The sequence below is a fragment of the Sinorhizobium fredii NGR234 genome, from assembly GCF_000018545.1.
GTDB classification, from domain to species: domain Bacteria; phylum Pseudomonadota; class Alphaproteobacteria; order Rhizobiales; family Rhizobiaceae; genus Sinorhizobium; species Sinorhizobium fredii_A.
Genome location: NC_012587.1, coordinates 83,032 through 103,887 on the forward strand (window position 1 = coordinate 83,032; position 20,856 = coordinate 103,887).

Consider the following 20,856-nt stretch of genomic DNA (forward strand, 5'->3'; position numbering starts at 1 on the left):
CAATCGCAACTGGAAGGGAAGAAAAGATGTTCAGGTCCGTGTTCCATTCGGCGGCTCTCGCCTCGATTCTTGCCGTCGGCGCTACCGTCGCTCATGCGGAAAACCCGATGGTCGGCGGCGCGCCGATGTATGCCGAAAAGAATATCGTCGAGAATGCCGTCAACTCGAAGGACCACACCACGCTGGTCGCGGCCGTGAAAGCGGCCGGCCTTGTCGAGACATTGCAGGGCAAGGGTCCGTTCACGGTCTTCGCGCCCACCGATGATGCGTTCGGTGCTTTGCCGACCGGGACGGTCGACATGCTGTTGAAACCCGAGAACAAGGACAAGCTCGCCAAGGTCCTGACCTGCCACGTCGTGGCGGCCGATGCGATGTCGTCGGCGATCGCCAAAATGATCGCCGATGATGGCGGCGCGCACGACGTCAAGACGGTCGGAGGCTGCATCCTGAAAGCCAGGTCCGACGGCGGCAAGATCGGCCTGACCGATGAGACCGGCAGTACCGCCTGGGTCACCATTGCCGACGTGAAGCAGTCGAACGGAGTGATCCACGTGATCAACAAGGTCCTGCTGCCGAAAGGCTGAAGGGCTACCACGCCACCGGCCCGGCCTTGCCCGGGCCGGTGGCAGTTCCTTGGACCGACGCTCGCTGCGGCTTGATCCGTCTCCCTTTGCCGCGTCGAGCGCGGACCCCATATTTCAGGAGCCGCTGATGACACAGACGGGAGGATTTCCGATGATGAGCCGACGCAATTTCCTGACATCCGGCGCGGCACTCGCCGCCCTGGCGGCCGCAGGCGAGATCACCCAGCCAGCACGCGCTTCAAAAAGCGGCGAGACCTTCGAAATCACCAGGACGGATGCAGAGTGGCGCGGCCTGCTCAGCGAGGAGCGCTACCGCATTCTCCGGCAGGAGGATACCGAACGGCCCTTCAGCAGTGCGCTCAACAGCGAAAAGCGTAACGGCCTCTTTCACTGTGCCGGATGCGGCCTGCCGGTCTATTCCTCCGAGGCGAAATACGACAGCGGCACCGGCTGGCCGAGCTTCTGGCAGTCGCTCCCGGGCGCCATCGGCAAGCGCGACGACAATTCGCTGTTCATGACCAGAACCGAATGCCATTGCCGGCGTTGCGGCGGCCATTTCGGCCACATCTTCGACGACGGACCGCCGCCGACCGGAAAGCGGCACTGCATCAACGGGCTCGCGCTGACCTTTGCGCCGGTATTGTGAGTGAAAGGGCCCTCTCCCCGTTCTGACGACGTTCTGACGGGAAGAGGGGACAAAAGCGCCGCCGCGAGTCCCCTTCGCCCCGCTTGCGGGGAGAAGGTGGCCGGCAGGCCGGATGAGGGGCGACCGCTGAGTTAAAACGTCCCGGCGGGTGGCGACGGTGTTTGTGCATCGGAGAGGGCAGCCTGCAGCTTGTGCTCCTGCTCCGGTGAGAGCGAGGTCTTCAGCACGCGGCCGCGGAGCCCCGAAAGTTCGGCCAGAACCTTTTCAGGCTGCACCTTGCGCACCAGGATGAAAAGGGCGGAGGAGTTGTTCGGGATCGTGCTGCCGAGCGACTTGATGAAATCGTCGTCGATGCCGTAGTCGGCAAGCGAGCCGGATAGCGCTCCGGCACCCGCGCCGATCGCACCGCCGATCGCGAAGCCCGCGAGCGGGTTCAGGAAAAGCAACCCTACCAGCCCGCCCCAGAGCGAGCCTGACAGGAGGCCGGAGGCGGCACCGACCGTGGGGAGATTGATACTCTGTTTCAGATGCACCTTGCCGTCGGTGTCGCGCACCACGACCACCGCGTCTTCCAGATCGATCAGATATTCCTTCTTCAGGCTGTGGAGCTTCAGGAGAACCCGGTCGGCCTCCTCCGGCGTGTCGAAACCGATGACAATCAAGTCGGACATCTCTCTCTCCTCTGACCTTGAGGCGACGAACACCGCGTCGCCAGCCAGGAAATAGAGCGGCGGGCGTGTCCGGGAAGTGAGGGGTCAAAGAGATTACGGCAGACTCCTTCGGACAGCCGGCAGGCTGCTCACGCTAGCTTCAGCGCGCGACCGCCTGTTCGATCGTGATGCGAAGGTCTTCGATCCCGGCGCCCTTTTCCGAAGATGTCGATAGGACCTCCGGATAGGCGGCCGGCCGCTTCTTGATCTTGTCGAGCGTCTCGGCGATCAGCCTGGGCACGCCGGCCGCCTTGATCTTGTCGGTCTTGGTGAGCACGATCTGGTAGGAGACCGCCGCCTTGTCGAGAAGCGCCAGCACCTCCTCGTCGTTCTTCTTGATGCCGTGGCGGGCGTCGATCAGCACATAGACGCGCTTCAGTGTCGAGCGGCCGCGCAGATAGTCGAAGACCAGCTTCGTCCAGGCATCCACCTGTTCCTTCGGCGCCTGGGCATAGCCGTAGCCGGGCATGTCGACGAGCGCCATCGGCGGTAGGTCATCGGCCTCGCCGGAATAGCCGTCCGGCACGAAATAGTTGAGTTCCTGGGTGCGCCCGGGCGTGTTGGAGGTGCGGGCGAGGCCCTTGTGGCCGACGAGCGCATTGATCAGCGAGGACTTGCCGACATTGGAGCGCCCGGCAAAGGCGATCTCGGCCGGACCCTCGGGCGGCAGGAACTTCATCGACGGGACGCCGCGGATGAAGATCCACGGCCGGCCGAACAGCGGCTTGTCGTCTTTTGTGGTGGTTTCGGCCATCGGTAGTCGGTCCCTTGTCGAGAAAGCCCATGGCTTCCCGGTTTTGGCAATGGATGTCAAGGTGTCGGCGTCCGAACTGGCCGCCTGGGGCCGTTCCGCTGGCCCCGGAACTCATTGAAGAGATAGGCAAGCAGCGCCAGGAAGATGAAGACGCCGCCGACGATCGTGCGGCCACTCGGCACCTCGCCGTGAATGATGGCAACCCAGACGGGGGCGAGCACGGTTTCGGCCGTGCCAAGCAGTGCGGCAAGCGCCGACGGCACCAGCCGGGCGCCAGTGACGAAGAGCGCCATGCCAAGCCCGAGATTGAAGGCGCCGAAGGCGAAGAGCAGGGCGAGTTCGCCCGGCGTCACCGAAAGGTCGGACGACTGGCTTGCGGCAATGGCGCTGGCGGCAAAGCAGCCGAAGCAGGTCGCCGGGGTCATCCGCACATGCGGGTAGCGGCGGGTGATCACGGTTGCAAGCGCGAAGACGACGGGGATAAGCAGCGCGAGCGCATCGCCGACCGGCGAGACCGACCCGTTCAGACTCTCCGACACCATGATCGCCACCCCGAAGATCACGGCGGCGATCGCACCCCAGGTGAAACGCGAAACCCGTTCACGAAACAGCACCCAGCTCATCAGCGCGGCGAACAGGGGCACTCCGGCCCCGAGCAGAACGACATTGGCGATCGTCGTGTAGGAAATGGCAATGATGAAGGAGGTCGAGGCGGTGGTGAAGCAGAGTCCGACGGCAACGCCCGGCCAGCCCATGCCCCTGACGAGCGACACGGTGCCGCGCGGTCCGTCACGAACGAGCATGAACGCCAGCAGGAAGAGACCGGCAAACAGGCAGCGCCAGAAGACGATCGTCCAGCTGTCGGAAATATGCAGGAAGCGCGCGATGGCGCCGCCGAAGCTCCAGAAGAAGGCCGAGCCGAAGACGAGCAGGGTGCCAAATTTTTCGTTGGCGCCGAACGAGGCGGAGGTGGCCGACGGGTCCGTCATGACAATTGTCCTGAAGCATGTGCGGCTGCGTCTCCGCTGGAAAGGACAGAGGTCGTCGCCGCCTTGACTGCCTGCATTTCCTGCATGTCTTGGTCCTTAAATCCGAAGTCGATTTAAGGAGACATGCAGTAGCGCGTGATGCCCGCGCAGCGCGGCGACGTCAACGCCACTGCATGTCGCACGAAGGCGCCGAGACGAAAAAGCCCCGGACTTGAAGTCCAGGGCTTTGCAATCGCTGTATCTGCCGGCTATTCCGCCGGCTTCGGTCTCTTCGTGAACAGCCCCTTCAGATTGTCGAAGAGCTCGATCTTCACGCCCTGCCGCTTCATGATGATCGACTGCTGGGTGATCGACAGGGTGTTGTTCCAGGCCCAGTAGATCACCAGGCCGGCCGGGAAGGACGCCAGCATGAAGGTGAAGACCAGCGGCATCCAGGTGAACAGCATTGCCTGGGTCGGGTCCGGCGGCGTCGGGTTCATGCGCATCTGAAGGAACATGGTGACGCCCATGATGATCGGCCAGATGCCGAGATGCAGGAAGGCCGGCCCGTCGAAGGGCAGCAGGCCGAAGAGGTTGACGATCGTCGTCGGGTCGGGAGCGGAAAGATCCCTGATCCAGCCGAAGAACGGTGCATGGCGCATCTCGATGGTGATGTAGATCACCTTGTAGAGTGCGAAGAACACCGGAATCTGGATGAGGATCGGCCAGCAGCCCGCCAGCGGATTGATCTTCTCGTCCTTGTAGAGCTGCATCATCGCCTGCTGCAGCCCCATGCGGTCGTCGCCGAACTTCTTCTTCAGCTCCTCCATCTTCGGCTGGACCTTCTTCATGTTCGCCATCGAGGCATATTGCTTGTTGGCGAGCGGGAAGAAGATCAGCTTGACGACGATCGTGGTGACCAGGATCGCGACGCCGAAATTGCCGAACAGACGGAAGAAGAAATCCATCATCTTGAACATCGGCTGGGTGATGAACCAGAACCAACCCCAGTCGATCAGCTTCTCGAACTTTGGAATGGCGTAAGCGGTCGTGTAGGTGTCGACAACCTGGACTTCCTTGGCGCCGGCGAAGACGAGGTTCTTGACCTCCGCGGACTGGCCGGGCGCGACGGTGACCGCATCGCCCTTGTAGTCGCTCTGGAAACGGGGGCGGCCATCGGTGAAGTGCGAGAAGCGGATGTCGAAGGGCGTCTCCTGCGGCGGGACGATAGCCGCTGCCCAGTATTTGTCGGTGATACCATGCCAGCCGCCGGTCGTTTTGCCGGGTTCAACCGGCAGGTTTTCTTCTATTTTCGAATAGCCGACCTCCTGCAGGCTGCCGCCGGCGACGCCGATGAAGCCCTCGTGCAGCACGTAGATGCTCGGCGTCGTCGGCTTGTTGAAGCGCGTCACGCGACCATAGGAGGAAAGCGAAACCGGCGCGGAGCCGTCATTCTTGATGCTGTCGACGACCTGGAACATGTAGTTCTCGTCGATCGAGATCGTCCGGGCGAAGGTGATGCCCTTGTCGTTCGTGTAGGTGAGGGTAACGGGCGTTGCCGGCGTCAGCTTCTCGCCGCCGGAGAGTGTCCAGACGGTCTGCGGGCCAGGTACGGAGCCGCTCGCGTCGTTACCGATATAGCCGATTTCGGTGAAATAGCCGTCCGCGGTTTCCGCCGGGCTGAAGAGGGTGATGACCGGGCTCTTCGGGTCGACGGTCTCGTGGTAGCCCTTGAGCTTCAGGTCGTCGAAGCGTGCGCCGGTCAGGTTGATGGAACCGGACAGCGCCGGCGTGTCGATCGCGACGCGTGCAGACTTGGCGACCGCCTGGTCACGGCTTTCGCCGGGAACGGCGCCACCGGGAAGTGCCTGGCCCGGTGCGGGCTGCTGGCCTCCCTGCTGCGGCTGCACCTGCTGTGTCTGCTGGGCTTTTTCCGCAGCGATCCGGTCCTTATCCATCCTGGGATTGACATAGAAGTATTGCCAAGCAACGAGGATCAGCACCGAGAGCGCTATCGCCACGAAATAATTGCGATTGTTTTCCATCATGGTTTCCTGGAACCGGCCGGCGGCCGCTTCGGTTTCGGCTTGTTTTCGATGCGATCCTGCAAGCCTCGGGTCAATGCGTCAAAAGGCGCGTTCAGGAGATCGCGTCGGGCGACAATCACATAGTCGTGTCCGGGTTTCATTGCAAACCCGGCGGAAAGCCGTACGGCCTCTTTGAGGCGTCGGCGCATCCGGTTTCGCTCGACGGCATTGCCGTGTTTCTTGGTAACAGTGAAGCCGACGCGGGCCTCGCCCTCCGGATCCTTCCGGTCAAGCACTTCAAGGAGAAAGTGCGGCCCTTTTCGGGCTTCTCCCGCCCTGACCGCCAAAAACTGCGGACGGCTTTTCAGCCGTCCGACAGTGGACTTGTCTTTTTCTGACGTCATGTGCCCAAACAATGCTTTCGGGCAGCTTCGGCTCAAGCCGAGAGACGCTTGCGGCCACGAGCCCGGCGGGCTGCGAGGACCTTCTGGCCACCCTTGGTGGACATGCGGGCACGGAAGCCGTGACGGCGCTTGCGAACAAGCTTGGACGGTTGGTAGGTACGCTTCATTTTTTTAAATACCGCGGTGTGCGGCCCTTCTTGGGTTTGCAAATTGCAAGAGCGTTTACGTTACCGGACGCAGCTCCGCCTTCGGGCGACTTGACCGGACGTGCGCGGCTTATAAGGACAAATGCGCGGGAAAGTCAATTCCCGCTGAACGGCATCCGCCTCCCTGCCCGGACCGGGCGCTCCATCTCCCGGATGTCTCTACGAAATTTGATGCGGCCAATGAGCGGTTTCTTAACCACATGTACTTTAGCATTTAATAATACGTGTAGGCCCTGCGCCTCTGCCCGCTAAGGGCGAGTAGCCGGGGGAGGGGAGCAGGAAATGAGAATTCGCGGAAAGATCTACCTGATCGTTGGCATCATGAGCCTGCTGGCGGTCGCCATCACCGGCATGTCGCTGCTGATCGTATCGAAGTACAACGACGAGCTCGGCCAATTTCAGAACGCCTCCGAACGAAGCTTCAAGGGCGAGCGCCTCAATCGTCTGGTCACGGCCGTCGTGATGGAATCGCGCGGGGTCTATGCCGCGCCGACGATCGAAAAGGCGACCCCCTTCGCCGAGGGCATCATCAAGAACCTCGGCAAGATCGACGCGCTGTTGAAGGAGTGGCGTCCGCTGGTCCCGGCCGACAGGCTGCCGGCCTTCGACGCGGTGGCCAAGCGGGCCGAGGAATTCAAGGCGTTCCGCACGGAAACCGCCCGGCTCGGCCGCGAAGTCTCGCCGCAGGCCGCCAACGAGCAGGGCAACAACGAAGCCAATCGCGCCAACCGCAAGGCCTTCCAGGCGGAGATCGACGTGGTCGTCGATGCCGACCGTGAGTCCCTCCAGGCCATCACCGATGGCATCGCCGCCTTCGAAAGGACGGTCGTCCTCATCGTCCTCGGCATCGCCGGCCTCGGCATGGCTGCCGGTATCGGGACGGCCTTCTATATCGGCACCAATCATCTCAGCCGGCCGATCGTCGATCTGACCGGCAGGATGAAGCTGCTGGCCGGCGGCGACCTCTCCGTCGACGTGCCCTTTGCCGGGCGCAAGGACGAGATCGGCGACATGGCGGCAGCCGTCGAAGTCTTCAAGCAGAACGGGCTTGCCGTGCGCGAGCTCAATGCCCAGGAAGCGGCGCTGCGCGAAAAGAGCGCCGACCTGCAGTCGAGCATCGGCATCGTCGTCGCGGCCGCCGCCGCCGGCGACTTCGCCCAGCGTATCGGCAAGGATTACGACAACGATGACCTGAACCGCTTCGCGGCGAGCGTCAACGAGCTGGTCGGCAGCGTCGACAGCGGCATCGCCGAAACACGGCGGGTGATCGCCAGCCTGGCGGCAGGCGACCTGACGGAGAGCATGGACGGCAGCTTCCAGGGCGCCTTCGCCGAACTGCAGAAGAATGTCAACGAGACGTTCACGACCCTGCAGAAGACGATGCGCGAGGTGCGCTCGGCGACGGATTCGATCAACGGCAATGCATCCGAATTGCGTTCGGCCGCCGATGACCTGTCGAAGCGTACCGAGCAGCAGGCCGCCGCGCTCGAGGAAACCTCAGCCGCCCTCGACGAGATCACCGCGGCGGTGCGCAGCTCGACCGAGCGGGCCCACGAGGCGACCATCATGGTGACGGAAGCGAAGGAAAACGCCGCCGAATCCGCCTCCGTCGTCCGCAACGCGATCGACGCCATGGGGCGCATCGAGCAGGCCTCCAGCGAAATCGGCCAGATCACCAACGTCATCGACGAGATAGCCTTCCAGACCAACCTGTTGGCGCTGAACGCGGGCGTTGAGGCGGCACGGGCCGGTGACGCGGGCAAGGGTTTTGCGGTCGTCGCGCAGGAGGTCCGCGAACTCGCCCAACGCGCCGCCAGCGCCGCCAAGGACATCAAGGGGCTCATCTCCAAGTCGGGCAGCGAAGTGGCGACCGGCGTCAAGCTGGTCCAGGCGACGGGCGCCGCGCTCGGCGAGATCGAGACACGGGTGCTGAAGATCAACGACCACATCCATTCGATCGCCACCGCCGCGCGCGAGCAGTCGACAGGGCTTGGCGAAGTGAGCACCGCCGTCAACCAGATGGATCAGGTGACCCAGCGCAATGCCGCGATGGTCGAGGAGGCGAATGCGGCGACGCACAAGCTCTCCGCCGAAGCCAACGGTCTCGCCACCCTCATCACCTATTTCAAGGTCGACCGCGAGCCGGCAAGGACCATCACCCCCGCCAGGGAGACGGCCCGCCCGGTCGCTTCGCCGGCCCGCCGCATGATGGGAACGGTGGCCCGCGCCTTCGGCGGCGGTTCGGCCGCTGCCGCTCGCAGCGATTGGGAAGAATTCTGATCATCAGCTCGGCAAAACCCGAGCAGAATCAACGAGCCCGCCGGCCGCTGCCGGCGGGCTTTGCCGTCTCACGGCAACGTGAGTTGCCATTGCCGTCCGTTCACGCTGTCGTTTAAGGGCGCGACCATTCTTTACTGGTCGGCGGTCAGGAGTCCTTCTAAATCAAGGAGTAAGTCACGCCGAAAGCAAAGTTCATGAGCCATGGTGTCAGCAACGGGGCGGAAGAAAAAACGGCCCTGCGCGCCCGCCCGGGCCGGGACGAGCGCGTATCCGGAGGTGGCCGGTCGCTCTGGCGGGCCGTGCCTCTTGCGCTGCTCATCGCAGGCGGACTGGCTTTCTACGCCCTCGGGCTGCAGCACCATGTTTCGCTGTCGGCGCTCGTCCGTCATCAGGAAGCGCTGAGTCTCCATGTCGACGCCTTTCCCGTCCGCTCCGTCCTGGTTTTCTTTTTTGCCTATGTCGCGGCGGTGGTCTTCTCGATCCCGGCGGCATCGGTGCTGACGATGTCCGCCGGATTTCTGTTCGGACCTTTCCTCGGCGGCACGATCACGGTCCTCGCCGCGACGCTGGGGTCGAGCCTCCTGTTTCTCGCCGCGCGCGGCGTCCTTAGCGATCTCTTGCGAAGGCGGGCCGGACGCTTTTTGGAGCGTCTCGCTGAAGGATTTCGGCGCAATGCGTTTCTCTACCTGCTGATCTTGCGCCTGGCGCCGATCTTTCCGTTCTTTATCGTCAATATCGCGCCCGCCTTCTTCGACGTGAAGCTGCGTACCTTCGTCGCTGCGACTCTCATCGGCATCGTTCCGGCAACCTTCGCCTATGCGTGGCTGGGCTGCGGGCTCGATGACGTGATCGAGCGGGCGGGCGAGAGCGGCCACGCGCTGGCGCTTTCCGATTTTGCCACGAAGGAAATTTCGCTGGCCCTCCTCGCTCTGGCGCTGTTTGCGGCATTGCCTCTGGCTTACAGGCTACTACAGTCACGTCGACAAGGCTGACGGCGAAAAGGGCGCGGCGTGGGAGAGATACGCAATCCGGACATCTGCGTGATCGGCGGCGGGGCTGCCGGCCTGTCGGTCGCCGCCGGTGCGGCCGCCTTCGGTGTGCCCGTCGTTCTCGTCGAACGGGGCAGGATGGGCGGCGATTGCCTGAACTACGGCTGCGTGCCGTCGAAGGCGCTGATCGCGGCGGCAAGGCAGGCGCAGGCGATGCGCCAGGCCGGCGCGTTCGGCCTGGTGGCGGCGGAGCCGTTCATCGACGGCGAAAGGTTGCAGGCTCGCATCCGCTCGGTGATCGAGGGCATCGCGGCGCATGATTCCGTCGAGCGCTTCTCGGGCCTCGGCGTGGAGGTGATCCAGGAAACGGCTCGCTTCCTTGATGACCGGACGGTCGCCGCCGGCACGTACCTCATTCGCGCCCGGCGCTTCGTCATCGCCACGGGCTCCTCGCCGGCTGTTCCGCCGATCGCCGGATTGGCGGAGGTGCCGTATCTTACCAACGAATCGCTGTTCGAGTTCACGCCCTTGCCGCGCCATCTCGTCGTCGTCGGTGCAGGGCCGTTCGGTCTCGAGATGGCGCAGGCCCATTGCCGGCTGGGGGCCCGCGTGACTGTCGTCGAAAGGGCCGATGCGCTTTCGAAGGAGGACACGGAACTGAAGGCGATCGTGCTCGATGCCATCAGAACCGAAGGCACGGCTCTCCACGAACGGACGACCATTCGCTCGATCGAGCGCGATGGCGACGGGGTCCGGCTGCACTGCGTGGATAAGAAAGGAGGATTCGATATCGAAGGCAGCGACCTGTTGCTCGCCACCGGCCGTACCGGGAATCATGCAGCGCTGGACCTCGGCGCCGCGGGCATTCGTCACGACGCGGAGCGGATCCACGTCGGCGCCGACCTGCGGACGAGCAACCGCCGCGTCTATGCGATCGGCGACGCGGCGGGCGGTCTGCAGTTCACGCACGCGGCGAACTATCACGCGCGGCTCGTCCTGCAGCAGATCCTCTTTCGTCTGCCGGGGCGCGAAACCCGGAAAATCGTCCCCCGGGTCACCTTCACGGACCCTGAGATTGCCCAGGTCGGGGCGACGGAGGAAGAGGCGCGCGCAAGCTTCGGCACGGTCGAAGTGGTTCGCTCGGATCTGTCGGGAAGCGATCGGGCCCGAACGGATGGGCTGGACCGGGGAATGATCAAGATCGTGGTCGGTCGTGGCGGGCGTATTCTGGGCGCCGGTATCGCCGGTGCCGCGGCGGGCGAGATGATCAACCTCTGGGCCTTTGCCATTGCCAACCGGCTGACGCTCAAGAATTTTCGCGATTATGTCGCGCCCTATCCAACCCTTTCCGAGATTGGAAAACAGGCGGCGATCTCCTATTATTCCCCGATGGTGCGAAATCGCTTCGTTCGCTCTGCGATCGGCATTCTACGGCGTTTCGGCTGAGGGCAGGGAATATCACGGGTCATGGTAGAAGACGCACGTCCGGCCAATGAGAGTGCGCCGCCGCGAGCGGCCGTCGGATTTCTGCGCGGGCTCTCCGGCAAGCTCCTGCTGCTGACGATCGCCTTCGTCATGCTGGCGGAGGTGCTGATCTTCGTGCCCTCCGTCGCCAACATGCGGATCCGCTGGCTCGAGGACCGGCTGAACACCGTGGCGGCCGCCGCCGTCGTCGTCGACGGGCTGCAGAATATCGAGCTGCCGCGCGCCGTGCAGCGTGAGACGCTGATGGCGACCGGCACCAAGGCGATCGTCATCCGCCGCAAGGATGCGTCGCGGATGATCGCGACCGTCGACATGCCGCCTCAGATCGACGGCGAATACGACGTCGCCAATTTCACCGCCCTCGGCGCGATCCGCGACGCCTTCGATACGCTGCTTTTCGGCGGCACCCGCATCATGCGGGTCTATGGACCGCTCGGCGAGAGCGAAGCGACGATCGAACTGGTGATGAAGGATGCGAGCCTGCGCAAGGCCATGCTCGTCTATTCGCGCAATGTCTTCCTGCTGTCGATCGTCATTTCGCTGATCACGGCGGCGCTGATCTTCCTCGCCATCAACCGCATGCTGATCGTGCCGATCAAGCGCCTGACGACGAGCATGCAGGAATTTTCCGACGAGCCGTCCAGTCCGGAACGGGTCCTCGTGCCGCCGGACGGCGGCGACGAGCTGGCGCTCGCCGGCCAGCACCTCGCCAGCATGCAGCGCGAGTTGCAGAAGACCTTGAAGCAGCAGAAAAGCCTTGCCGAACTCGGCCTTGCCGTTTCGAAGATCAACCACGACATGCGCAACATCCTGTCCTCGGCCCAGCTCATCTCGGACCGGCTGGCCGATGTCGACGATCCGGTCGTCAAGCGCTTCGCGCCGACGCTGCTGAGGACCATCGACCGCGCCGTCGGCTATACGCAGGAGGTCCTCTCCTATGGGCGGACCGCCGAGGCCGAACCGCATCGCCGCTTCGTGGCGCTTCGCCCGCTGGTCCAGGATGTCGGCGAGCTGCTGGCGGTCGATCGCCAGGGCGGCATCGAATTCGATGTCCAGGTCCGCGACGACATCATGGTCGATGCGGACAGCGAGCAGCTTTTCCGCGTCGTGCACAATATCTGCCGCAATGCAGTCCAGGCACTGACGAACCACCAGCCCGACGACGGCCGCCCGGCGATGATTTCCGTCTCGGCCGTCCGGACGGGCAGCGTCGTGACGATTTCGATCGAGGATACCGGCCCGGGCATGCCGGCCAAGGCACGCGAAAATCTCTTCGCCGCTTTCCGCGGCTCGGCGCGCTCCGGCGGCACCGGGCTCGGTCTCGCGATCGCTCGCGAACTGGTGCTCGCCCATGGCGGCACGATTGCGCTGGTCGAAAAGCCGACGCCCGGCACGCTGTTTCGCATCGAGCTTCCGGACCGCCCGGTGCGGCTCGACGCCTTCCGCGCCAAGGGCCGCTCGTGAATCCTCGCTTGCAGCGGCCTCGTTGCCGGACCGCGCGTTTCGGCGCGCCACCGTCGTCGCAAAAATAAAGTTTTTTGCCGAAAGGCGCTTGCAATCGCCGAAAGGACCCTTTAGAGGATCGCCACGCAAGCGGTGGTCACCGCTTCAGGCACGCACCCGTAGCTCAGCTGGATAGAGCACCAGACTACGAATCTGGGGGTCAGGAGTTCGAATCTCTTCGGGTGCGCCACTTCTTTCCAATTTAAAGCCGCGCACCAAGTGCAGTGTCACGGAACCGGTCCGACACCGGTAGCCGATCAAGCGCGTTGGGCCTCATCAGCCCGGATGGCTGAAGCGGGCCACCTGCGCATCCCTCGTCAGGTTGCGGAAGCTGGTTCCACTCATGTGCACCAGCGTTCGGTGGTCGCCGCCCTCGAAATAGACGTCGTTGGCCTTGTCGAGGCTCTCGTCGAGGATGACCGGCACGCCATAGGCCGATCCGATGGGCGGCACCGCGCCGATCTCGCAATCGGAAAAGAGCGTGCTGACCTCCTCCTCGGAGGCAAGGCCCAGACGCCTGTTCATGACATCCTGCAGCGTCGAGAGCTCGACCCGGTGCGTGGCCGGCACGACGGCAAGCACGTAGCCCATCTCGTGGTGCACGACCACGGATTTGGCCAGCCGGTTGCCGGGAACGTGGGCGGCCTCTGCGGTCTGGCTGGTCGTTGCGGTACGGTGGTGAGGGACGGTATCGTAGTCGATCCCCTCGGTCTCGATATAGTGCTGGAGTTTCCTTGCGATCGTCATCGTAGGCGTCCCTTCTGTTGAGCAGTGACGCAGAAAAAGATCATTCTGCTCTGATCGTCTGCGGAGTCAACGATGAATGGCCGCAGGCAATTGCGGCCGTGCGCTCGTTTCAGAGAACTCGCAGCGCGCGCCGTGCATTGGCGAAGAGGCGGCTCGTCACATCTCACCGCGACCCGAGTTCCGCGTCGCCGTCGAAATTGAACACCGCTCGAACGCTGAAGATGTGGGCGGTCTCGTCGGCGTCGCGCGCAACCGTGTAGGCGGCGGCGAATTCCCAACCTTCGAGTGATGTGCCTTCCCGGGGCTCGTAGATGGCTTCGAAATCGGCAAGGTGCTCGCGCCTGTCCGGTTCCCCCGCAACGAGATTCAGTTGTTGCGTATAGCTCGCAACATAAGTCACCGGCTCCAGTTCAAGTGCCGCGGAGCCCGTGAGGAGCAAGGCATCGTCGGAGCCGCCGTCGAAATGCCGGAGATAAGCGGTCTCGCCGAGCAATCTGAGCGTCATTTCGTCCAGTTCCAGGCTCGTCGTCGCGGCGGCCAGATAGCCGACTTCGTCGCCAGGACTGTCTTCTGTGTCTTCGCCGCTCTGCGCTCCGGCGGCCTGATACCGGATGCCGAGCCTGTACCCGAAATCACCCTCCAGATAGCAATCGATCGGTTCCGACCCCCGGCAGCCGTCAAGTGTCATCGAGAAGGAGGACAGGCCATCGGTATTGCCGGCGCCGCCATCGGACAATCTCGTCCGGCCGCGTCGGGTGAAGAGGGAATTGCCGAGGACCGACCGGTCGGTCGTAAAGGCAGTCGCCGCCAGGACCTGCTCCATGCCAAGGCCGCCGAAGTCAAGCACGACCTCGGCGCCAAGGCGCTCGTCCGCGTCGATATCCGAGACCAACTCGGTGGCGTTGATCCCCGGCGCGACCTCGCTCGCAAGGCTGAAGATCGTGTCGAATTTTCCGGCCCTTATGGTGGCGGGACCCGTTGCGACGGCGGTGTAGAGTTCGGCCAGGTAGGTCCCGATGCCTTGAAAGACCGCATTCTCGCCGGCTTCCGGCTCGACGACCTGCTCGGTGATGATGGAGGCGACGAAGCGGAGATTGTCGGTTGGTGCCAGGAACAGGTCAACGGTGATCGTCGGTTCCAGTTCGTCGGACTTCAGCAAGGAGGGGTCGGCGGCAAACACCCAGTCGTTCTGGAGTTCGGCCGTAACCTCATAGCCTGCACAGGGCGCAGTGCAGTCTTCGGCAAGGATCGGCAGACGGTCTTCGGCCATGGCTGCAACCGGGAACGCCAGCAACACGGCACCGGTGCGAGCCACGGCGAGACGGCGCATATGGATCCTTGTCATCCCTTCGCCCCGACCGCGCGCCAAGGCGCTAGCCGGAACGCGCGGGCGAGACTGCCGCGAGCGGACTTGCCCTCTGGCGAAGAACTGGAAATCCGCATGGCCATTATCCCGTTTGCCTGCCAAGACCATAGCCGAAGATTTCGTTGGCACCAACGCCGGTACGGGCCTTCAGGCATCCGGTCAAGGTCTTCCCCTTGGCGGCCAACGGACCGGTTGCGGGACATGCCGGTCTCCGATGCCTGGGCTCATCGAGCTGCCGCCCATCTCACATCCGTAAGACGGTTTGCCCAGCGCTTTGAACGGCCAACTCTTTTCCGCATCACGCCTGCCGGATTCCCGTGAGGCGATCACGACAGCATGCTCATGCGGTGGAGCGGCAGGCTGGAGCCGACCGCGGAGCAGCTACCTCGGAGGACTTGCCATGGCTATCTTGCCCAATTTTGCGGCGGCGACCTTCAACCCCGGAGCGCCGATCAACAACCCTTATCTTCCGCTGATCCCGGGTCATGTCCTGAGTTACATGGGCGATGAGACAGATCCCGACACCGGCGAGGTCACAACGGAGCGAAACGACGTCTTCACCACCTCTGCGAGTTTCGAGGTGCGTGGCGTTGCGACCACCGTGATCCGCGACACGGTCTACGAGGACGATGTCATCATCGAGGATACCTTCGATTGGTACGCGCAGGATACCGCAGGCAATGTCTGGTATTTCGGCGAGATCGTCGTCAACTACGAATATGACGACGACGGCAATTTCGTCGGCGTCAATCACGACGGCCAATGGTCGGCCGACGATCCCGGCAACCAGCCGGGCTGGGCGATGAAGGCGAGTCCGGAATTCGGCCCGGCCTATTATCTGGAGTTCGCACCTGGCATCGCCGAGGACGAAAGCATCCTCGCCGAGACCGGACTCAGTGTCAAAACGTCCTTCGGGCAATTTGAAGACGTCATCAAGATCATTGACAGTTCGGCACTCTCCACCGGGGTCGAGTTCAAATACTATGCTCCGGGCGTGGGTGAGATCACCGAAACCGCCGTCGCACCGGACGGCACGGCGACGTCGCAGGTCGACCTCTACCGCAACGGAATTGTCGGCCAGGTGGATGCCGACGACAGTGACGACGTCACCCCTGCCTTGGCGAAGCTCAAGGAATCCAAGACGGTCGAGGATCTCGCCGAGATACGGGATCTTGAAATGGCGGACTTCGCCGGGATCGGGACAACGAAGCAGGTCACGGTGATCGGCGGCTCGACGGACAGCGCCGATGCGCTGGGCGCCTATTTCATCGATGAGGCGACCGGCGCCATCAGCGAGGGGCGCATACTGGTCGCGGATCTCTCCGATGCGGCGAGCGGCACATCCATTGCCGTCGACGTTCCGGACGGCCAGAGCCTGTGCCTCTTCCTGGTGCGCGGCACCGACGAGATCGGCGTCGACCTGGAGCAGTTCGCTGACGGCGGCATGCAACTGAAGAACCTTCTGACCGGCGCACCGGCCAATGTGAATGATCCCTTCGCTCCGACCGTCATGGACGATGCCGGCAACATCCTGCCGATCCAACCCTTGAGCGCGCTGGGTGCCGACGACGGTGGCAATCTTCTGAACCCCGCCGGCAGCATGCAGGCGATCGGGCTATCGTCGAGCGCAGCAGGGGCAAGCGGCATCGAGATCATCGGCTTCGAGGACCGGCTGAACACCAGTCCCGACTATGACGGTGATTTCAATGACGCGATCTTGGCTGTCAGCGACGCGCCGATCCCGGCCGAAACGCTCCAGCAACTCGTCCGTGAAGCCGGAGGCGGGAAAACTGCCAGCAGCGGAATTGCCCAGTCGAGCAACGAACCCGCGGGCGAGGTCCCCGACGGCGAGCAAGCCGAGGAGGCGGACGACAGCGGGACTGGAGAATCGCTGGAGGATACGCTGGACGAGTGGCTGACCGGCGACACCTTTGTGTTCGCCGATGGGGCTCATCGTGTCGGGCGGGTCGCCGATCTCGAACTCGATAGGTGGGACGGGTTCCTCGTGGACGGCGATTGGGTTGACTTCAGCCATCTCGAACGCCTTTGTAATGATCACCCTGATGGCATCGGTGCGCACTTTGACGGCGTACCGGACGGTGTCTTGAAGGCCGGGGCCGCGCTCAGCGCCGATGGCTTCTTCATCGCCTGAACCACCAATTGGCGCCCATCTGTTGCGAAGCCGGGAGGGCGGGCGCAAAATGGCGGCGGTACTGCGAGTTGCGGGGCGCCGCCGCCAGCGGCGATGGGCGATGGATTGGACCAAGGGACGCGGCCGGCAGATCCTGATCTTTGGTGCGGTGGGAACCTTCGCGCTGTTGCTGGGACTGGAAGTGGTGAAGGAAGAGGAGGAATGGACCGTCGCGGAATTACTGACGGAGGCGGTGAGCATTGCGCTTCTTGTCGGTTGCTCGGCCTGCGTGGCGCTGCTCTCGTCGCGTCTTCGCGAGCAGGAGGCGGATAACCTCGATCTGCGCGACAAGGTCGCGCGCATCCGCGAAAGCAACGCTCAGTGGCGTGCCGATCTGGCGGATCACTTTCAGGAGCTCGGCGCCGCCATCCAGCGCCAATTCGGGGCCTGGGGCTGCACCCAGGCTGAGCAGGAGGTCGGATTGCTGCTGCTCAAGGGCTTCAGCCACAAGGAGATCGCCCGGATTCGCGGAGCGAGCGAAGCGACAATTCGCCAGCAGGCGACGTCGGTTTACCACAAGGCGGAGCTCTCCGGTCGCGCCGCGCTTTCCGCCTATTTTCTGGAGGAGCTGCTCTTGCCGCCCGTGCCGACGGCGCAGACTTCCGCCCGCGGCGACGGTGTCGCTCGTCCCGAAAACGCCGAGGTCTCCGGGCGCATCGTGCCTGGCTGATCACGATTGGATCAACCGCCCAAAGATCCGCTACCACACATACGGAACGAGCCGATAACGCACCCGTTGCGCATAGGCGTCGTACCCCGCGAGGCCGGCGCGAAGCGCCTTTTCCTCGATGCCGATCCGGATGGCGAGCAGGGCTGCGAGCCCCAATGCGGCCAGCAGCCCCCACCAGGAACCGAGCAGCAGCGACGTGCCGGCGACGAACAGCAGGCTGCCGCTGTAGAGCGGATGGCGGACATAGCGATAGGGGCCTGTCGTGACCACGCTTTGTCCCCGCTCGCTCTGCACCTTCACAACCGGTGCGGCGAAGCTGTTTTCGCGCATGACCCGGTAGTTGAAGCCGATCGAGAGCACGAGCAGCAGCGCGCCGGCGGCCTGTGCCCATGATGGTACCGCCGACCATTTGAATCGTGCGGCATCGAGCGCCATGAAGGCGAAGGCGCCGAACAGGAACAGGAGGAGCACGGAAAGGAGCACCTTGTCGGCCTTTGGCTGGTCCTTCTGGATGGGGGCGGCCAATCGCTCCCTGAGCAGCGCCGGATCATGCCAGGCAAGCAGCAGCCCGGTGATGAGAGAAAGCGCCAGCATGATGGCGAGGTAAATCCAGGCGGCCGGCCAGTCGAAGGTTCCGGCCGAAGCGAAGAGAACAGCTCCCATGATCCCGAACCAGATGACGGTCTGGACGATCAGCCTGACGACCATCGGTCAGCTCCTTGCAATGCCTATGCTGCCCCGGCGCTCTCGAAGCTAGCGGCGCAGTGGGGCACGTTTGCGGCAAGCCGGTCTCGTTTTTCGGCGCGTTCACGATGTTGTGGCTCGGGCGCGCCTCAAAACGGCAGCGGCGGATTCCCATATGGTCTCCGTTGCCACGCCGTCCAGCAGAAAGGAGGGCTTGAATGTACCGCTACATGATGAAGGAGCTGATGCTGATCATCGCCGGCCTGACGGTCTGCGCCCTTCTGATCCTGCTCGTCACCCAGATGCCGGTTGCATCGCTTTGAGGTCGGCCGCTATTCAAGCCCCGCCGAGGATTTCCATCGTTCGGGGATCTCGGGCGCCGTGGTAATAATGGTCGAGCGCTTTTGCAAAAGCTCCGACAGTCGGGTCGGCGGCCTCGAAGAGCGTCATCGACGAGCGGAACTTCAGATCGTCCGGCCGGCCGAGGATGGAGAGAGCGCTGCGCCCTCTGACTGCGTTCACAGCCTCCGTGCATTCACGAAGTCGCCGGCCGAGCAGCGGGTGCTTGAGAAAGGCCCGCGCCTCGTCGAGATCCGCCAGCGCGTAATACTGCGCCATCGACGAATGGCCTAGGCCCTGGATCTGCGGAAAGATGAACCACATCCAGTGGGTCCGCTTGGCGCCGGCGCGAAGCTCCGCCAGCGCGCTCTCGTAGACGCCCTCCTGCGCCTTGACGAAACGTTCGAGATCGAAGGCCTCGCTCATCGTTGCCTTCCCTTGGCTGCTAGGAAGACCCGCCGCTGCTCCGTTACCATCGCTGATGAACATGGACCTTGATCAGCCGCTCGTAAAGTGCGGCGATCGCCTCCATGGTCGCCCCACCGATCGGAGCAAGCGCGCTGGCCGCCGCATTCGATTGCGCCTGGCCGGCGTTGCGGGCGCCGGGGATGACGACCGAAACGGCCTCCTGCGCGACGATCCAGCGAAGCGCGAATTGCGCCATAGGCACATCGGCGGGCACCAGCCTGCGCAGCTCTTCCACCGCTTCCAGCGCCGCCTCGAACGGCACGCCGGCGAAGGTCTCGCCGACGTCGAAGGCTTCACCGTGGCGGTTGTAGTTGCGGTGATCATCCGCAGCGAAGACCGTGTCCTTGCCGATCTTGCCTGAAAGCAGGCCGGAGGCCAGCGGCACGCGCACGATGATACCGACATTCTTTCTCTTCGCTTCGGCAAAGAAAAGGTCATGCGGTCGCTGCCGGAAGATATTGTAGATGATCTGGATCGTGGCGACGCCCGGATATTCGATCGCCTTCAGGGCCTCCTCGACCCTTTCGACCGAGACGCCGTAGTGACGGATCTTGCCCTTGGCCGCGATTTTGTCGAGCGCGCCGAAAAGCTCGGGCCGGTAATAGACGTCCGTCGGCGGGCAGTGGAGTTGGACGAGATCGAGGGTCTCGACGCCGAGATTCTTGAGGCTGCGGTCGATGAAGGCTTCGACATTGGCGCCGGTATAGCCATCGGCGACATGCGGATTGAGTCGTCGCCCGGCCTTGGTGGCGACGAACGGCTTTTCGCCGCCGCGCTCCTTCAGCACCGCAGCGATGATCTTTTCCGAACGGCCGTCGCCATAGACGTCGGCCGTATCGATGAAGGTGACGCCGTTGTCGAGCGCGGCGTTGAGGGCGCGCTTGCCGTCTTCCTCGCTGACATCGCCCCAGGAACCGCCGATCTGCCAGGCGCCGAAGCCGATCTCCGAAATTGTTGCGCCCGTCCGTCCCAAAACTCTCGTCTTCATCTGAAGGTCTCCTCGATCACCCTTTTGCCGCGGCGGGTGCCACGCAAATTGTCGGTCATTTGTATGATGATTGTGAGGCTGAGCGAAAGGGGCGGTCAGGTATCGAGCGAAACGATCGCCCTGCCGCGACTGAGATCACTCACCAGGGTGAGTGTGGCTTCCGCCGCGTCCTTCCGAAAATCGATCACCAGCATGGCACCGGTGTCGGTGAAGCTTTCGCTGGCGATCGCGATGCCGCGGGCGGTGAGCCGTGCCTTGATGAGGGCGAGATCGGCGAAGTCGCAGGCGACCGTGGCACGGTGCGTCTCGACCCGTTCGACCTTTTCCGCCGCCCTGAGACAGAGTGCGGCGGTGCCGCCATAGGCGCGGATCAGGCCGCCGCTGCCGAGCAGAACGCCGCCGAACCAGCGCGTCACGACGACCACGACCCGGTCGAGCGACTGGCCGTCGATCGCCGCCAGGATCGGCTTGCCCGCCGTGCCGCTCGGCTCGCCATCGTCATTGAAGCGGTATGTCTGGCCGATCCGCCAGGCCCAGCAATTGTGGTTGGCGGCCGGCTCGGAATGGGCGGCGAGAAAGGCCTTTGCCGCTTGCTCGTCGTCGATCGAGCCGGCGATCGCCACAAAGCGGCTCTTCCTGATTTCCTGTGCCGAGGTCTCGATGCGCTGGAGCGTGAACATCCGCTGCTTCCCGGTTTGGCAACGCTGATAGCGGAATGGAGGCGCTTCGTCATCCTCGATGGACTGCTTGCCGAGGCGCAGCATCGCCCCTCCCCAAAGGTGGGAGGGGCTTTGGCGCCCGTTGCGGCCGAGTGCCCTGCCTGAAAATTTCGGCCTCGTTGCATCGG

20 protein-coding genes and 1 tRNA gene are annotated in these 20,856 nt (G+C 63.6%); 9 read left to right on the forward strand and 12 right to left on the reverse strand.

Going from position 1 to position 20,856, the window contains the following annotated elements; genetic code table 11:
- Nucleotides 1-26: 26 nt before the first annotated feature.
- Both NGR_RS11755 and msrB read left to right on the forward strand, forming a co-directional pair.
- Nucleotides 27-584 (forward strand): fasciclin domain-containing protein, encoded by a 558-nt coding sequence (locus tag NGR_RS11755; RefSeq protein ID WP_012706666.1) that lies wholly within the window; start codon nucleotides 27-29, stop codon nucleotides 582-584.
- A gap of 151 nt (nucleotides 585-735) precedes the next feature.
- Entirely contained in the window at nucleotides 736-1,230 is a 495-nt protein-coding gene (gene msrB, locus NGR_RS11760) for a peptide-methionine (R)-S-oxide reductase MsrB (protein ID WP_164924576.1), read from the forward strand.
- Between the two features lie 131 nt (nucleotides 1,231-1,361).
- On the opposite strand, the gene NGR_RS11765 is transcribed toward msrB, so the two are convergent.
- The 6 genes from NGR_RS11765 to rpmH form a co-directional block, all read right to left on the reverse strand.
- Nucleotides 1,362-1,901, reverse strand: a complete 540-nt coding sequence (locus NGR_RS11765) for a DUF1269 domain-containing protein (protein WP_012706668.1) — start codon at nucleotides 1,899-1,901, stop codon at nucleotides 1,362-1,364.
- A 139-nt stretch (nucleotides 1,902-2,040) separates the two neighbouring features.
- Complete coding sequence (gene yihA / locus NGR_RS11770) at nucleotides 2,041-2,694, reverse strand: ribosome biogenesis GTP-binding protein YihA/YsxC (RefSeq protein ID WP_012706669.1); 654 nt, start codon at nucleotides 2,692-2,694, stop codon at nucleotides 2,041-2,043.
- A gap of 56 nt (nucleotides 2,695-2,750) precedes the next feature.
- Nucleotides 2,751-3,683, reverse strand: a complete 933-nt coding sequence (locus NGR_RS11775) for a DMT family transporter (protein ID WP_012706670.1) — start codon at nucleotides 3,681-3,683, stop codon at nucleotides 2,751-2,753.
- Nucleotides 3,684-3,931: 248 nt separating this feature from the next.
- Nucleotides 3,932-5,707 (reverse strand): membrane protein insertase YidC, encoded by a 1,776-nt coding sequence (gene yidC / locus NGR_RS11780; protein ID WP_193377890.1) that lies wholly within the window; start codon nucleotides 5,705-5,707, stop codon nucleotides 3,932-3,934.
- On the reverse strand, nucleotides 5,707-6,105 hold the full coding sequence (gene rnpA / locus NGR_RS11785) for a ribonuclease P protein component (RefSeq protein ID WP_164924149.1): 399 nt from the start codon (nucleotides 6,103-6,105) through the stop codon (nucleotides 5,707-5,709). Before rnpA ends, yidC begins: the two co-directional genes overlap by 1 nt.
- A 20-nt stretch (nucleotides 6,106-6,125) precedes the next feature.
- Entirely contained in the window at nucleotides 6,126-6,260 is a 135-nt protein-coding gene (gene rpmH / locus NGR_RS11790; protein ID WP_012706673.1) for a 50S ribosomal protein L34, read from the reverse strand.
- Nucleotides 6,261-6,581: 321 nt separating this feature from the next.
- On the opposite strand from rpmH, the gene NGR_RS11795 reads away from it, so the two are divergent.
- The 5 genes from NGR_RS11795 (at nucleotide 6,582) to NGR_RS11815 (ending at nucleotide 12,746) form a co-directional block, all read left to right on the forward strand.
- The gene (locus tag NGR_RS11795; RefSeq protein ID WP_012706674.1) at nucleotides 6,582-8,579 is read left to right on the forward strand and encodes a methyl-accepting chemotaxis protein; all 1,998 of its coding nucleotides are present in this window, start codon (nucleotides 6,582-6,584) and stop codon (nucleotides 8,577-8,579) included.
- Nucleotides 8,580-8,773: 194 nt separating this feature from the next.
- Complete coding sequence (locus NGR_RS11800) at nucleotides 8,774-9,571, forward strand: TVP38/TMEM64 family protein (RefSeq protein WP_012706675.1); 798 nt, start codon at nucleotides 8,774-8,776, stop codon at nucleotides 9,569-9,571.
- 18 nt (nucleotides 9,572-9,589) lie between these two features.
- Complete coding sequence (locus NGR_RS11805) at nucleotides 9,590-11,014, forward strand: dihydrolipoyl dehydrogenase family protein (protein ID WP_012706676.1); 1,425 nt, start codon at nucleotides 9,590-9,592, stop codon at nucleotides 11,012-11,014.
- Between the two features lie 21 nt (nucleotides 11,015-11,035).
- Nucleotides 11,036-12,517, forward strand: coding sequence for a sensor histidine kinase (locus tag NGR_RS11810; protein WP_012706677.1), 1,482 nt, complete (start codon nucleotides 11,036-11,038; stop codon nucleotides 12,515-12,517).
- 152 nt (nucleotides 12,518-12,669) lie between these two features.
- Nucleotides 12,670-12,746, forward strand: a tRNA-Arg gene (locus NGR_RS11815).
- 86 nt (nucleotides 12,747-12,832) lie between these two features.
- On the opposite strand, the gene NGR_RS11820 is transcribed toward NGR_RS11815, so the two are convergent.
- Together NGR_RS11820 and NGR_RS11825 are read right to left on the reverse strand one after the other, a co-directional pair.
- Nucleotides 12,833-13,303 (reverse strand): aminoacyl-tRNA deacylase, encoded by a 471-nt coding sequence (locus NGR_RS11820; protein WP_012706678.1) that lies wholly within the window; start codon nucleotides 13,301-13,303, stop codon nucleotides 12,833-12,835.
- A 163-nt stretch (nucleotides 13,304-13,466) separates the two neighbouring features.
- A complete protein-coding gene (locus NGR_RS11825; protein WP_012706679.1) occupies nucleotides 13,467-14,648 on the reverse strand; it encodes a hypothetical protein in 1,182 nt (393 codons plus the stop codon).
- A 421-nt stretch (nucleotides 14,649-15,069) separates the two neighbouring features.
- On the opposite strand from NGR_RS11825, the gene NGR_RS11830 reads away from it, so the two are divergent.
- Both NGR_RS11830 and NGR_RS11835 read left to right on the forward strand, forming a co-directional pair.
- A complete protein-coding gene (locus NGR_RS11830) occupies nucleotides 15,070-16,821 on the forward strand; it encodes a hypothetical protein (RefSeq protein WP_164924150.1) in 1,752 nt (583 codons plus the stop codon).
- A 100-nt stretch (nucleotides 16,822-16,921) separates the two neighbouring features.
- The gene (locus NGR_RS11835; RefSeq protein ID WP_164924151.1) at nucleotides 16,922-17,530 is read left to right on the forward strand and encodes a helix-turn-helix transcriptional regulator; all 609 of its coding nucleotides are present in this window, start codon (nucleotides 16,922-16,924) and stop codon (nucleotides 17,528-17,530) included.
- A 30-nt stretch (nucleotides 17,531-17,560) separates the two neighbouring features.
- Here the strand turns inward: NGR_RS11835 and NGR_RS11840 are convergent, their stop codons facing one another.
- The 4 genes from NGR_RS11840 to NGR_RS11855 all read right to left on the reverse strand — a co-directional run bounded on the left by NGR_RS11840 (nucleotide 17,561) and on the right by NGR_RS11855 (nucleotide 20,689).
- Nucleotides 17,561-18,238 carry a methyltransferase family protein gene (locus NGR_RS11840; protein ID WP_012706682.1) on the reverse strand — a complete coding sequence of 226 codons (678 nt, stop codon included), beginning with the start codon at nucleotides 18,236-18,238 and terminating at the stop codon, nucleotides 17,561-17,563.
- A gap of 312 nt (nucleotides 18,239-18,550) precedes the next feature.
- Nucleotides 18,551-18,979, reverse strand: a complete 429-nt coding sequence (locus NGR_RS11845) for a DUF1810 domain-containing protein (RefSeq protein WP_012706683.1) — start codon at nucleotides 18,977-18,979, stop codon at nucleotides 18,551-18,553.
- A gap of 43 nt (nucleotides 18,980-19,022) precedes the next feature.
- Nucleotides 19,023-20,009: an aldo/keto reductase gene (locus tag NGR_RS11850; RefSeq protein ID WP_012706684.1), complete on the reverse strand. Its 987-nt coding sequence runs from the start codon at nucleotides 20,007-20,009 to the stop codon at nucleotides 19,023-19,025.
- Between the two features lie 95 nt (nucleotides 20,010-20,104).
- Nucleotides 20,105-20,689, reverse strand: coding sequence for an IMPACT family protein (locus NGR_RS11855; RefSeq protein ID WP_164924577.1), 585 nt, complete (start codon nucleotides 20,687-20,689; stop codon nucleotides 20,105-20,107).
- Nucleotides 20,690-20,856: the final 167 nt, after the last annotated feature.